Annotated in this window: 16 protein-coding genes; 7 read left to right on the top strand and 9 right to left on the bottom strand. The window is 54.8% G+C overall.

What is annotated here, in order from left to right; translation table 11 throughout:
- Positions 1-12: 12 nt before the first annotated feature.
- Positions 13-2,082: a hypothetical protein gene (locus D0Y60_RS01785; RefSeq protein ID WP_147324484.1), complete on the bottom strand. Its 2,070-nt coding sequence runs from the start codon at positions 2,080-2,082 to the stop codon at positions 13-15.
- Positions 2,079-3,275, bottom strand: a complete 1,197-nt coding sequence (locus D0Y60_RS01780; RefSeq protein WP_117366422.1) for a glycosyltransferase — start codon at positions 3,273-3,275, stop codon at positions 2,079-2,081. Before D0Y60_RS01780 ends, D0Y60_RS01785 begins: the two co-directional genes overlap by 4 nt.
- Before the next feature lie 329 nt (positions 3,276-3,604).
- Between D0Y60_RS01780 and D0Y60_RS01775 the strand changes: the two genes are divergently transcribed.
- On the top strand, positions 3,605-3,853 hold the full coding sequence (locus D0Y60_RS01775; RefSeq protein ID WP_158565370.1) for a helix-turn-helix transcriptional regulator: 249 nt from the start codon (positions 3,605-3,607) through the stop codon (positions 3,851-3,853).
- A 150-nt stretch (positions 3,854-4,003) separates the two neighbouring features.
- Here D0Y60_RS01775 and D0Y60_RS01770 read toward each other — a convergent pair whose 3' ends face one another.
- Positions 4,004-4,675, bottom strand: coding sequence for a hypothetical protein (locus D0Y60_RS01770; protein WP_147324483.1), 672 nt, complete (start codon positions 4,673-4,675; stop codon positions 4,004-4,006).
- Between the two features lie 369 nt (positions 4,676-5,044).
- Here D0Y60_RS01770 and D0Y60_RS01765 point away from each other — a divergent pair, with 369 nt between their 5' ends.
- The 3 genes from D0Y60_RS01765 to D0Y60_RS01755 are packed head-to-tail and all read left to right on the top strand — an operon-like array spanning position 5,045 to position 6,311.
- On the top strand, positions 5,045-5,824 hold the full coding sequence (locus D0Y60_RS01765) for a hypothetical protein (RefSeq protein WP_117366418.1): 780 nt from the start codon (positions 5,045-5,047) through the stop codon (positions 5,822-5,824).
- The gene (locus tag D0Y60_RS01760) at positions 5,821-6,015 is read left to right on the top strand and encodes a hypothetical protein (protein ID WP_117366417.1); all 195 of its coding nucleotides are present in this window, start codon (positions 5,821-5,823) and stop codon (positions 6,013-6,015) included. The genes D0Y60_RS01765 and D0Y60_RS01760 overlap by 4 nt, the downstream gene beginning before the upstream one ends.
- Positions 6,012-6,311, top strand: coding sequence for a hemolysin XhlA family protein (locus D0Y60_RS01755; RefSeq protein WP_245409055.1), 300 nt, complete (start codon positions 6,012-6,014; stop codon positions 6,309-6,311). Before D0Y60_RS01760 ends, D0Y60_RS01755 begins: the two co-directional genes overlap by 4 nt.
- A gap of 266 nt (positions 6,312-6,577) precedes the next feature.
- Here D0Y60_RS01755 and D0Y60_RS01750 read toward each other — a convergent pair whose 3' ends face one another.
- Positions 6,578-7,354, bottom strand: a complete 777-nt coding sequence (locus D0Y60_RS01750; RefSeq protein WP_245409054.1) for an SOS response-associated peptidase family protein — start codon at positions 7,352-7,354, stop codon at positions 6,578-6,580.
- A gap of 403 nt (positions 7,355-7,757) precedes the next feature.
- Here D0Y60_RS01750 and D0Y60_RS01740 point away from each other — a divergent pair, with 403 nt between their 5' ends.
- Positions 7,758-8,885: a polysaccharide pyruvyl transferase family protein gene (locus tag D0Y60_RS01740; protein ID WP_147324482.1), complete on the top strand. Its 1,128-nt coding sequence runs from the start codon at positions 7,758-7,760 to the stop codon at positions 8,883-8,885.
- A gap of 608 nt (positions 8,886-9,493) precedes the next feature.
- Here D0Y60_RS01740 and D0Y60_RS01735 read toward each other — a convergent pair.
- Together D0Y60_RS01735 and D0Y60_RS24560 are read right to left on the bottom strand one after the other, a co-directional pair.
- Complete coding sequence (locus D0Y60_RS01735) at positions 9,494-9,796, bottom strand: DUF982 domain-containing protein (protein ID WP_117366411.1); 303 nt, start codon at positions 9,794-9,796, stop codon at positions 9,494-9,496.
- A gap of 7 nt (positions 9,797-9,803) precedes the next feature.
- Entirely contained in the window at positions 9,804-10,274 is a 471-nt protein-coding gene (locus tag D0Y60_RS24560) for a hypothetical protein (protein ID WP_147324481.1), read from the bottom strand.
- Positions 10,275-10,380: 106 nt separating this feature from the next.
- Between D0Y60_RS24560 and D0Y60_RS24555 the strand changes: the two genes are divergently transcribed.
- Positions 10,381-10,626, top strand: a complete 246-nt coding sequence (locus D0Y60_RS24555) for a hypothetical protein (RefSeq protein ID WP_147324480.1) — start codon at positions 10,381-10,383, stop codon at positions 10,624-10,626.
- Positions 10,627-10,691: 65 nt separating this feature from the next.
- On the opposite strand, the gene D0Y60_RS01725 is transcribed toward D0Y60_RS24555, so the two are convergent.
- From D0Y60_RS01725 to D0Y60_RS24550, 3 genes are all read right to left on the bottom strand, one after another.
- Positions 10,692-10,919: a hypothetical protein gene (locus tag D0Y60_RS01725; RefSeq protein ID WP_117366409.1), complete on the bottom strand. Its 228-nt coding sequence runs from the start codon at positions 10,917-10,919 to the stop codon at positions 10,692-10,694.
- 37 nt (positions 10,920-10,956) lie between these two features.
- Positions 10,957-11,241, bottom strand: coding sequence for a hypothetical protein (locus D0Y60_RS01720; protein WP_117366407.1), 285 nt, complete (start codon positions 11,239-11,241; stop codon positions 10,957-10,959).
- 934 nt (positions 11,242-12,175) lie between these two features.
- On the bottom strand, positions 12,176-12,442 hold the full coding sequence (locus D0Y60_RS24550; RefSeq protein ID WP_147324479.1) for a hypothetical protein: 267 nt from the start codon (positions 12,440-12,442) through the stop codon (positions 12,176-12,178).
- Between the two features lie 245 nt (positions 12,443-12,687).
- Here D0Y60_RS24550 and D0Y60_RS01715 point away from each other — a divergent pair, with 245 nt between their 5' ends.
- Positions 12,688-13,245: a DUF924 family protein gene (locus D0Y60_RS01715; protein ID WP_117366406.1), complete on the top strand. Its 558-nt coding sequence runs from the start codon at positions 12,688-12,690 to the stop codon at positions 13,243-13,245.
- Positions 13,246-13,415 lie beyond the last annotated feature (170 nt).

Here is a 13,415-nt window from a genome sequence, read left to right as displayed (position 1 = left end):
TGCCAAAAACGATTAATAAGTAAGGCCAAACCGTTCGCGCGAGGGTGAAGTGCTTTCATGGGCGTGAAGGACGATTGGCTTGAACGATCGAAAATCGAGCAATGCCACATCAATGTCAGGCCCGAGACCAATCTCAGCAAACACTCCATCCGAGCCATGGCAAGTGAGCATTTTCTCATCTTGGCTTGCTATTACGATCGGCCGTGACATTGATACCCCGTGTAGAAGGTCCGATAAACCGTCGGCCTTCTGCGCATGCACGATCGGTATAATGAAGTCGCCGAAGATGGGCATTTTCAGGCTCGTTGCCGTCAGCGTAGTCAAATGACCGGAATGTATGCAGATGAGTGTGGCTTTCTCGCTCCCGTGTCCTCTTGTGACAAGGAATATAGATTCGCCGGGTGTAAGGCGGGTTTGAACTGAGCATGGTTGCCGCGATGTCGGCAGAGACAGCGTCTCGACTTCCCTCGGCAGCAGTCTCGCTAATGAGAAGCCGTTTTGAACGATGCCCCGGTGACGAGACACTCTCTCTCCATGGCCTTGCAGCGCTATCAGTAGCAATTTGGTTGGGACACTTTTCTGCGCTTTGAAGAACACCGATACCGTGGATATACGTTCAGAATTTACCTCGATTTCCAGCACAATTCGGCCAAAGTCGTTCTCACGCTTGTGTGTACCTGGTACATCAAACATTGCGGAAGCCTCAACGAAGTCCCCGCCCTCGCCCGCATCAGCCAATCGTAGTTTGAATGCGTAGCGCTCCTCGGTCCTTATCTTGAAGACGTGTAGAAATGCGGTGTCTTGCTCCGCTCCGGGGAAGCTCCCAAGGATGGCTCTGTGAACATGAGCGGATTTTTGTTCACAGAGGCGTGCCCAACCAGCTTTGGTAGTGACACGCTTCAATCCATCCAACTGTTCATACATAGGCTTGTCGGGAAGGTGGCCAGGGGATTGAATCGAACGGCCAACACGTTCCATATGGCTCTCTGCGGAAAACCATCTCCCGACATTGCTTGTACTCGGTGAAATCCCGGTGACATGCGTGTTCGAACGGAGGTTGTCGCGAATTACATTCCTAATGTGATCTGAGCGTTCCTTTTTCACGAAGTATTGCTCGCTGGGTGTAGCAACGACGACGGTATCTGAAGGGGCGAACGCTCGGCTGAGGGTGTCTGCCACCGTCGAGCCAAATACGACCAAGCGGTGCGGTCTCGTCTTGGTTTCCCTTACGTACTCTTCGATTCCGTATTTGTATCCTTCGATATTTGCGGAAATTTTTGACTGAATGATCTCGAGCTTTTCGGCTTGCTCGCGGCGATGAGGGAAATATCGAACGACTTTATCGGGAAACCATGATCGGACGGCGGCACAAATGGCGATGTATTCATTCTGCTTTGCTAGGCGAGCTTCGACATGATTAGCGCCGCATATCCAAACCTCATTGTCAAGGAGACGGAGATCTTGGTATGCGGCACCCTCATACTGTTTATTCAGCAGTATTTTATCACTTTGCGCGATCGGTTCGTCGTAGATGGTGAAGTAGGTGAGGGAGGTCGGCTCCATAATCCTGAATGGATCCTCCGCCCCGAGGTGAGGCAAGATTCCGCGAGTCGCTTCCTCTTTACCCGCCCCCGTCTCGCGAAAGCGCATGACATACCGTGATACGGACCCGTCATCCAGCAAGACAACCTCAGGACGTCCGTGCTCAGTGGCCTGCAAGAACTGCCTGAAGGACATCGGGCGATAATCCCCAAGCAGAACGGTCTCAAAATGAGATGTGCCTACTTCGGTGAAGAAACGCGCGATTTCCTCGATGAATATAGCTCGGTTAGAGGTTTCCTCGCGGCGCCAATCTTCGACCGTGACGAAGTCCTTACTCCTCAGTGGTCTAAATGGAGGAAAGCGGCCGATCCTTGCCCATGCCTCACGATTAGCTATTGTCAATGCACGTTCGTTGTCCTCATCGCGGGCAGAACCCACGTGGGCCAGAACTGATCGGGAGAAGTCTCCATTTGTTTGCCTAATGTACTGAATACCGTTCTGAACCTGAAGGGGAGATGTTGCGACTACGAGTACCTTCACTTCGATATTCCCAAGCATTTGAGGTAAAAATCGGTATACGCTTCTGCGATAGCCTCTACGGAGTAGGATTCAGCGCTCTTGAGACAAGCTATAGCCATAGCGTCGTAGCGTGAAGACGACAAGGTCGATGCCTTTATCAAGGCCTCCTGCAAGTGCGAGCGTTGTCCGGGATCGAACAGCCAGCCGGTGGACGCACTAAGGACTTCCGCGCCGCCTCCCCGCTTCGAGCCAACCACCGGAACGCCGTGGTGCAAGGCTTCTATGAAAACGCGGCCGAATGGCTCATACCAGACGGATGGAACTACACAGAATTTCACCCTCGAAAAGAAGTTGTCTTGCGGCATATATCCGCCAAAGTGGATAGCATCTGTCTCATATCGGGATCTTAGATTGGCGACGTATCCCGGATTGCCGTCTCCGGCAATGAGGGCGCGGATCGGTCTCCCCAATGTTGTGGTCACCGCGGAAAGCGCATCGAGGAAAATGTCAACGCCCTTGGTTTCATGTATGCGACCGATATAGCCGAATTCGTATTCGCGTCCGCTGGACTGTTGATCAGTTTCAGCGGCCACCTGCTCATAGCTATTGGCAATAATGCTCCTCACCGGGACATTCGAGAACCAGCCGGCTTGTCTATGTACATCCATAACGTGCTTGCTAATGGCCACAACGCCGGTGACAGCGTCGGACCGGCCGCGTCCTTCGGCGCGGGACGAAGTGAGACAATTTGAGCATTGGCGCGCACAAGGCGCTTCTCCCCTGAGCATGCGACGGTGGCAAAGGAGCGTGTAGGACCTTAGAGTGTGGATCGCTGGAATTCCGTAGTCTGAAGCCAATTTCCAGAATCCCGGCAGATCACCGATGACATTTGTGTGGATGATGTTTGGCTGGAATTCAAGAATGGTGGGCGCCATCCTTGATGATAGGCTTTTCGGCTTCGTTGGATTGGCGGAATACATACGCTGCAGACGCGGCTCCGCTAAGATGTTGGGCCCATGCCCTAGGGGAGAACCGCAGCGGTAAACGTCGATGCCCTCGTGTATTTCTTCTACGTCTTCAGCGGAAGCGCTTTGAGTGAAAACTTGCACGGTATGTCCGAGTTTCTTCAATCCCTGAGCGAGGTAAAACGTTGACATCTCGGAGCCACCAATTCCGAGCTTGGGGAAAAGCGAGTTCAATAGCGCAATTCTCATAAATTCCTCACGCGAAAGCAGTCTAGCGATCAATTAGTATGTTGCGTATCTGCTCTCAAACGGGATTACAAGACAGAGGGAGTTGACGTTGTACGTCGACGAAGTTCGCGTTCCACCGAATTCATCTGCGACGCCTGAATCCGAGATTCATGATCGACCGAGACCAACGATTATTTGGGTGTGCGCCAATCTAGTGGCAAATACTCAACGGGCGTAATATGGTGAGTTTCGTCGCCCAGCGTTTATGGTGGGGTTGATTGACGGACGATTGCTTGTTCCCCGCACTGCATGATAGAAGCGAATTCTGCGAAAGCGTGAGGCAATGTAGAGTGAGTAATCACCACTTAATTGAATTGAGAGAGTCGTCCTCGCTGTCCGCGGAAGATTTTGCTAAAGAAATTGGTTCATCGCCACAAGCATATTTGAAAATGGAACGCGGCGAAGCAGTCGCACGTGACGTGCATCTAAATGCGGCGCGGTGGGCCCTCATAATGCTTGCTGGAGTTGACAAGGAAGTAGCGCGCCAGCTCCCGCAGGATATCAAAGAAGTAATTCGCGCTGCGATGGCCAATTTATGATCTTACAGCATGATTCTAGTTACAATAGGAGACGCTCTTCATCGCGACATACGCAAGTGCGAAACCAGAGCGGTATCCAAGGCGCGATGCGCGCTTTAGCAGTCTAGCGCGAGCGCAAGCGCAAGTCTGTGATTTGAGTCTTACTTGAACCTAAGACTCAAATCGCTCTTTGACTCTCATGGCAAGTCCACCTTCGGTGGCCTGCCACTTCGTCGCAACGTCGTGCTTGGCTCTGATGGGTTCTATCGCAACGTTTGCGCATCCTGCGAGATTCCCCGCGTGCACCATGTCAGCAGGTTTCTCCCATCCGCTGGCGATGTGAATCTTCCTTGCCCTTCCCGTCACATGTGCGCGGAGATCTGGGACGGTCGGCTCGAACTTCGTTAGTTGTGGCCAGCCTTTGTCTCCAAATCGCTGCAACGTTGGCATGGAAATCAGGGTTTGTGGGCATATTGCCAGCGCGACATGCGCCGCTAATGCCTCGCCGTAGAAGATTGAGGCGTACCCTCCGGCAGAGTTCCCGATGGTATAAAGCGGTAAGCTTGGGTCCAAAGACCTTTGTATGACGGCAGTGATCTGTGTTGCCGTGTCGTCCATATCGGACGAAAAATTATCGATCCCAAAATTGAACCATCTCTGGGTGAGGTCTCGAACGAAAACGACGTTGTACGAAAGCTCGGATAGTGTCCTGACGAACTCGAAGGCTGGCGCTCCAAACCCGCCTTGCGGCCTGAGACCACCAAAGGCGACAACGTTTGCTGTTGCGGCCGAGTGCTTCAGAACGCGTACGCCTGGGCAAAGGTCAACAGTATCAACTGGCACTTGCTCACTCCGTCTCATCGGAACCTCGACGTCTCATTTTAAGGGCTGCCGGTCAAGGTGTCCGGCGGCAGGCTGCCCCAATCTTGTGTTGTGCACCGTCTCCTCGTCGCCCGCCGCACCCCTGACCTGGTCGACGGGACCACGGGGAAGGTGTCGGTAAGGGCCTTCCCATGGTCGCCATCGCGAGCGCATCCGCCGCGGAAAACGCTGCGCCGGGCAATGCACTCAAGGCCTACGTCAATGACGTTTTCCCGTCGATCCCGGCGGGCTGAAAAACCAATCCCAAAAGGAGTTCCCATGACCACGACCCTGCAGGTGCAGGAGCGCTTGATTACGCTCGGCTACTAATCCAACAAGAGGAATTCGCTCATGAACCGCAGCGCATTCTATGAGTCGGCGCGCGCTCGCGCGTCCGGCATCTTAGGCACGTCTATTTCTCAAAGCCAGGCGCAGGGTGTCGAAGCCATCCTTGACGAGGCGGAGAGGCGAGGGACGCCGCTCCGGCATCTCGCCTACATCCTCGCCACGGCCTATCACGAGAGCGCGCACACCATGCAGGCCGTCCGCGAAACCCTCGCGACGACCGACGACGACGCAATCCGGGCGCTGGAGAGCGCGTGGAAGCGCGGAAAGCTGCCGTGGGTGAAGACGCCTTACTGGCGGAAGGACGCGAACGGAAAATCGTGGTTCGGCCGCGGCCTCGTCCAGATCACGCATCACCCGAATTACTCGAAGCTCGGGCTGCTGATCGGCGTCGATCTCGTCAAGGACCCTTCGAAGGCGCTGGAGCTTTCGACTGCGGTGAAAATCCTCTTCGTCGGCATGGAGCTTGGCAGCTTCACCGGCAAATCGCTGTCCGACTATATCAGCGACGGCCGGGCCGACTACGAGGGCGCTCGCCGGATCGTCAACGGGACGGACAGGGCCGCGCTGATCGCCGGCTATGCCAAAGCGTTCGAAAAGGCCCTGCGCGATGCTGGCTATGCCGGGGGAGCCGCGTCCTCCGCAATCCCGATCCCTGAGTCAAAGCCCAAGCCCGCCGAACCCGAGAAGCCCCCTGTCATTGCCCAAGGCCCGGTGCCGTCCGGCGGCTGGCTATCGGCTCTGCTCACCGTTCTTCTCAACATCATCACAGGATGGCGCAAATGACCTCTGCCGTTACAGCTCGAATCCTCCTGCGCTATCTCGCGGGGTATCTCATTCTCAAGGGCATCCTGCCCGAAGACATCGCCCATATGATCGAAAATGACCCCGAGATTGCCGCCGGCATCGGCGCTCTGATCTCGGCCGGCGTGGAAAGCCTCTATGCCGTCGCCAAACGCCTCGGATGGGCCACATGAGCCCATCGGATGAGCCCGACCTCCGCAGCCGGATGGTGAGCGCCGAACACTCGCTTCAAGGATTGCTCCAACGTCTGACGTTGCTGGAAACCTGGAAGCAGCAGCGCGACATCGAATCGGCACGCCATGACGAGAAGTGGAACGCGATGGAGACCCGCATCGACAACCGCTTCTCCGGCCTCGAAAAGTCCGTGCACGATATTCAGACGTCGCTCACATGGATCAACCGGCTGATTGTCGGCGGGATCGTTACCGGCATTGTCGCCTTCTTGGTAAGAGGCGGCTTCGCGCCTTAGGCATCGTCAGAAGTTGATGAGGCTTCCGAGCGGATTGCCGCAGTTGGATGCACGCCTCTCTCAAGTTTATCGAGAACAAGCGGTACACTGGCGACCAACATACTTACTGCGATGTGGCATAATTCATCCGTCGACGTTTTAGCGAAGCTTAAAATTGGATGATGGGCATTAATAGGTCAATGTGCGGGTTCTTGCGGGCCTAAGTTTGTATCAAGCCTGTCTGCGATCAGCACGTTCACCGGCAAAGTGTGCCGTGTCGAGGTCGTTCATAGCAGGTTCGGTTGAGTAGTTTCGGCGGCGCCGACTGGTACCGCTCTCTCAACGATTACTAAATCGTTATTGGGTAACGGCCGCTGCAATGCGCTCGCCTCCGGCCAATCAGCAGTCAGCCACAGTTCGACCTCTTGCTGATTGCGGAGGATCGCCGGCATTGCCTTCTCATGGATAGGGCCAACAATACCGTTGGCGTCAGTCGTCAGGAACGCGAAGAGATCGGCCTTGATCAGTCCTTCCTTCACTTTCCGCACACTTTCCCACTGCGGCACCCATATTCCAGCAAACCACGCAAGCGGCTCGGTAGCATCGAGAGCGAACCATGCGTTGGGAGTCCTGCCTCCGTCCGGCTTCATTGCCGGATCTGGTTCTGCAAATCGGGTAAATGGCACAACGCACCTGTGTTCGACACCGAGCCAGCGTTTCCAATGCTTCGAGCTGGTGTTTCGAACGTTTGTGGTTCCGCCGTCCGGCTCTACCTTCAAAAGATCGTTTAAATCGAAATCCTTGCCCTTTGCACGGAGCTTGTCCGCTCGCTTCGTGGCGGCCTGGAAAATGGCTTGGCTCGAGCTCGGCATGCCCCATCGGACGCGCGCCAGTTCTCTAACCCCGTTGTTGTTTCGGACGACAGGCGCCAAATAATCTGGGTAGATATCCATGGAGGGTTCAACGAAAATTGGCGCGTACTCCATATAGGACGGAAGAAGGCCTAAATCAAACGCACGGGCAAAGCCTAGTTCAACAGTTGCTACATTAAGCGAGATCGACATATGCGACCGCTTACCCAAGCGCCATAGGCCTCAAAACCCAAACAAGATCCAAGTCGGGATGTCGAGATAAGCAGCCCGGCGACGGCCAAAGCGCCCGCAGCGACCAAGGTGTGACCCGCCTTCGGCTCTTCCAGTCTGCCCTTCATGACGATCTCCCTATCGGATGTCGTCCTGTCGACATTGTCGTGGCGCTCCCACAAGATTCGGGAACTGGTGGCCTTGTCGATCTGCGGAGCGCTGGCGGTCAGATATCTGACGACGCCGACTATGGCATTACCTAGTGCTATGTCTCGATCCGTTAAGGGCATTTGACGATAGATCGTCGATTTTAAGCTTGGCTCAAGGCCGCGGTCACAGTTATAGAGGACTACAAACTATAGCTCAGAGCAGGGTGTCACAGGAAATGCATTTCGATTACATAACATTCCGAGACGCAGGAAACGCGGGAGACAACCTGATCGGCTACACAGCACAGCGCCTGCTTTGCGGTTATATTGAGCCATCTGTTCCACCCACGGTATGCCATATCAAGAATCAAAAATACGATGAAATATGTTTCAGCCGGAACATTATCTTCGGACCTGGCGGAATCGTCTCCGGATCCGACGATTCCAATGAGCCAGGCCGAATATTTGCGCAGCACGTAACGCATAAACTCCTGGACGATTGGTCGAGACAGGATAGGCGCGTGTTCTTTTTCGGCAGCGGGACAAACGCAGCCCCCGGCTATAGAGATTTTTTCGGCGCTTCCGAAAAACTGTTGGCCCATCTTGCGACAGTGAGCAGATGGTTGTTCCTCCGTGGCGATGCTGACATAAAGAAAATATCAGGGCATATCGCGCATGAAGATCACCGAAAGCTGATTTTCCAACCGTGTCCATCGATTTTTCTGGATCGCGTCTACGGCATGAAGCATCAGGCGTCGGATAGAGTGGCCATAAATTTAGGCTTTGGCAAGTTGACGGCCGAGGAAATAGCCATCCATCCCATCAAGCGTTTCGTCAAAGCAGTCAGGGCGGAGGGTTTGACTCCGGTCCTGTTCGCTAATCACGCAACGGATGTGAACGAGGCGGCGGCCGACCTCTTTCGAGGGGAGGGATGCTTCAATTCTCCGAAATATTCTGAAGACGGACGATTAAAGGCGATCCGAGCGAATCGGACGAAGTCGTTTCCTAACAGGCTGCACCAAGATGCCGATCTGGCGCGTGACTTCAGCGGATACCGCTTTGCCTTCGGAAATCGCCTACACGGCTTCTTGCCATTCACGTCTTTTGACACGCCTGCAAGTTTTTTAAACACGAGGCCGGTTCGTCGTCCTCTCGCTTTTCAGTATTTCGGGGAAGAGAGCATGTCCGCGCCGTTCGACCGCAAAAAACCGGAGGAGTCCGTTGATCGAATGATATCGGTATTGAAAACTTTTATCAAAGAGGAAAGTAGGCTTCGGTCTAAAATTGCGGAGCGCCGAGACATGCTGTGGGAGGTGACAAAGAAGAATTTGAAAACTCTCCAAGAGAGTATGGTTCGTGAGTGATATTTTGAGGAGAGTACTAATGAAGGCGTCATTCTGAAATGACCGCTAAATCTTTAAAGTGGATGAGAGAAGTTTCGACGCTTTCGATTGAGGAATTTGCAAAAGAAATTGGGTCATCTCCGATGGTATACTTGAAAGTTGAGCGCGGTGAGGCGCCTGTCCGAGAAATCCATCTAAACGCGGCACGGTGGGCTCTCGTCCTGCTTGCCGGCGTTGACAAGGAAGTGGCGCGCAATCTATCGCGTGATATAAAGGAGGTAATTCGTGCTGCGTCGGCCAATATATAACTTTACAGTGGTACGAGCGGTCGCGTAAAGGCGGCCTTTTGCCGCATTTTTTCTATGAAATAAATAAATTGACCTGAGCCCCCAATTCCCTCCAGATTTCAGGAAAGTCTTGGTTTTCAATCTGGACTCATGCGGCCTGTTTTCCAGAGCCATTTTTATCGCGAACTCGCTGGGAGTGACGTTGCCCAGCGATGAGTGGGGTCTGTTCGACGACATATCGTCTTGCCAGATAATGTCGGCTCATATCCATTCTCTTGCTTTCGGACGAGCGCATATGGCGCGGAGGCCGCAGCGGCGACCTCCGGCCTGGGCCCAACCGATTTAGGGCGAAACGCGCTCCCCTCCAGAGCGCGAGCGGATCATCCACGGCTGAATGCCGGGAGACTTCGCGAGAATGCCCTTCTTTTCCCCGAAGGCGCGGATGGCATCGCGACCGATTTTTACGGGCTTGTGGCCGTCGAAAGCCATGTAGCAGCTCTTCAAGGTAGCATCGTGCACTATGTCACGGTCCCGTTCAGGCCATTCTTCCAGAAAGTCGATGGCGTCTTCCAAGCACGTTATCTCTCTGATCAGGTCCCTGCGTTCCTTCAGATAGACAGGCTTATCAAATACCTTCGAGTTCATTTCTACCTCACTGAAAACGTTGGTGATCAACAAGGGGGCGCCGAAATCGAGCGCCGGTCGGAGATTTATTTTTGAGTTTTTCCGGTTTCAAGATCAGCCAGGTGATTGCCGTTGAAAAAATTGAGGAGGTGGCGGCATGGCCATTACGTTCCTCGAAGCCTAAGCCCTTCATGGCTGAGACAGCGCAGCAACAGCACAGGCATGCGGCATCGACGAGGGCGAGGCCTATAACCTCATGGCTGCCCGTGCTGACCTTGATCTCGGCATTAAGCCCACAAGCGTCCAGGCCGACCAGCGCCGCGCATATTTCCGCGAGTATCGGCAGAAGAAAAAAGAGCAGCTTGCCGCGCTTCGGCGGGAGACGTGCGGATGACAGGCACGGCCAAAAATCCCAACAAGTCTGGAATCGGACGAGCGCCTTGATCGAGCGTTCGCGACGTAGCTCAACTGGATGGAGCGAAATCCCCGTCGTACCCATTCCAAAGCCATCTGAGGGTGACGTCGCCAAAGCCCAGCGGCCAAGCCAGGACGTAGCCGGGTCTACGTGCCTAGACTTTCCTGGCCGATCCATCCACGATAGCCTCATGGCTAAGTATCATGTTGGCGATTGCCCAGCTTGTCGAAATGGTCGGCTGTTCCTGTTCCGCGAGGTCGATACAGGCGATGTCTACGGACACTGCGAGGAGTGCGAGCAAGGGTTTCGTAGCCCGGATGAGATCGAGGCTAACAGTGGTTTTCTGACGCTACTCAACGAATCCGATGCCGAATGGGCAACCGAGATGGCGATTGGTCGTAGCGTCTGGGCGAACTATCGCCTCCACGTGGCGTAGGCGCTTGATGCGGTAAGGACCCTTACGCTGAGTTCAGGTGGGTCGAGGCAAGAGGTGCGCGTTAATCAGGGGCGTCCGTATTTTGCTCCGGCAATCGGACCTGATGGATAATGCTTATCATCGCGATCCAGAACGCCAGCCATGAAGCGTTGCAGTACGACGCGGGATTGCTCTGCTAACGGGCCGACGAGGGGTGTCATCCTCCCTGTGACGTACCCAGCCTTTTGAAGCATCTGATTTATTATGCGGTTGCTTGCCGGGCTAAAGTTCACGTTGGAAATCACGTAAGACATGAGTTTATCCTTTCGCAGGGCGGTATTCGCCCGAATGTTAGGCAGACGGTTCACGCCCCGAGGCAGCAGCGTTGCTGGCATCAAGGGCTAGAGCCCGATGGATCTCGTTATAGGAAACCTGAAGGCGTTGCCGGACGACGGTAGACGCCGAGATGCGTGGTATTTCAAGGTGGGTGGCAACACGCTTGTATGCGGGGAAGCTTAAACCGGCGATGAGTTCTTCATCTACGATAAGCCGGTAGGTTCCGGCCTCCTGTAGTTCAACGAGCGGTTCAAGCTGGAACGGCTTGATGAATGTGATTTCGGTTTCGGTCGTTCTCATGAGACACTCGTCCGGAAGCTTACCGGCCTCTGTTGCAATGCCATTCGCGGCGGTCGGGAGTGGCCGATAGGCAGCGCTTCGAAATCTCGCGGCTGCTTTCCGGCTGGCCAGCCGCAGGCCTACCAAAGCCAACCATCCGCAAGAACGTAGACGATCATCATGATGCTCGCCGCAACAACGATTTGCGACACAGTCGTAGCAATGAGATATCGATTTTGGCGAAGAATGAAGTCGGAAGACATGTAGTCCTCCTCTCGCTTGGGGCCAGGGTAGCAAGCCCTCAAACAGCAGCGCCCGTTTCGATGGCTGCTGGAAAATCAATCATGCGCGCATGTCGCGGCATTAGCAAGAAATGAAATAAGGTCATTTGACGTTCGCCGCGCGGAACCGGCTATCATGCTTGGCTGTCGTTGTGCGAAGTTCGTCTCGCCTGGCGTCCAGAACATCATGTGCGTCAGCAAAACCATCCCAATAATGAATGTCGCGATCACGAAGTGGATTACTCCAGACTTAGCTTTTTGATAGGTCTTCCTCATGCCGCGCCAACTGGCTGATTTGGAAACATTTCGCGCTACCTAACCATCCAAACGTCCGCACGGAGCAACGTCGAGCGTTTCCGAAGGCCCTTGTCGAGCTCTACGCCAACCTTCTTGACGCTCGTGTATGCGACATCGGAAGCCGGGCTGATGCCTATCATTTTGACCACTTGGCAAAGAACGCTAGTCGCGGGCGTTGCCGTTACGTCCGTGCAGTGAAGATGGCCGTTCCAGAAGTTCTCCCCGAAAAGAGAAAACGGTGGCTATCACGGGGATCGACAGAGAGCTGAAACTGAAAACGTCTTGCGGGATTCGCAGCGTTCTCGCTCGGGTCGGATAAATTGCCGCAAAGCAATTGATCGCGGCCTCAATTGCCGTTTTGTTGTCTGCGGCCGAGGTCATTGCGCCCACATGCCGATGTGCGGCTCGCCTTCTAACTGGTGCACCCAGGCGCCATTGTCGCTGATTACGCCCCCAGCTTTGAAAAGAAGACCTTCCTGCATGTTGGCTGTGATCTGTGCAGCGTAATCCCATCCTCCCACACGAAGGTTCCCATTTGGCCTTCGCCGGCGACGGTGCGTTCCATAGGAATGCAGCTTGACGCTTGTGGTATCGAGTGCCTTGAGCGCTGTGCGTGTTGCGTCCGTTTCAATGTCGGCTGGCATTCTTGCTCCGGATTGTAGATGTCGTCCTTTTCGCCTCTCGCCCGGGAAAGAGCTTTTGAAACAACGGTGCCAGTCCAAGAAGGATGGTGCCTGTAGGGAGAACAAGGCAAAAAAGGTTGGTCGCGCAACCCGACCAGGGGACCGGAAATCGTCGGCACCGCAGACGTTGTTGACGGTAATGTTTTGCTCTTGTCATGCTCCTTCCTGTCGCCATATCTCAACTCAAGAAAACGGAGTGAAAGCGCATGAGTGACGGCAGGATCAGGACGCCGCAGGAGGTGGTCGGCTATTGGTGCGGGGTGCTGACCGCCAAGGACTGGTTTCAGTCGACGCCGGAGCTGGATGCGCGTGTGCATGAGCAGTTCGCTGCCACCCATCTGGCGCTTTCCCGCGAAGTGACGCCGGAATGGCGGGCAGATCCTGAGGCGCGGCTTGCCGCGTTGATCGTGCTCGACCAGTTTCCGCGCAATATGTACCGCGCATCGCCGATGGCCTTTGCGACGGACTGGATCGCATTGCGTGAGGCGCGTCTGGCGGTGGAGGCGGGGGCTGACAAGGGGGTCGCATATGATCGCCGGCATTTCTTCTACATGCCATTTGAGCATTCGGAAGATCTCGCTGATCAGGATCTTTCGGTGAAGCTCTTCGAAGCGCATGGCGACGAGATGTATCTGGACTATGCGATGCGCCACCGCGAGGTGATTGCGACCTACGGCCGTTTTCCGCATCGCAACGGCTTCGTCGGGCGCGTTTCGACGCCGGCGGAAGTTGCCTATCTCGCCGAACCTGGGTCCGGCTTCTAACGCGTTTCAAGCCGAAGCGGCGCCACGTCGGCGTCGGAAAATGCTGCAAGGCGAGGCTTTGGTGTACGGTCGACACGCCTGAGTTCATTGGCGATGCAGCGGCAACGCGGCCTGACCGGTTTAAAATGGCCGCAATCATGGCTAGAAGGGGAACAGAATCGCCTGTCTGC

Source organism: Shinella sp. WSJ-2, from assembly GCF_003432075.1.
Taxonomy (GTDB): domain Bacteria; phylum Pseudomonadota; class Alphaproteobacteria; order Rhizobiales; family Rhizobiaceae; genus Shinella.
This window is presented reverse-complemented; position numbering and strand designations above follow the sequence as displayed.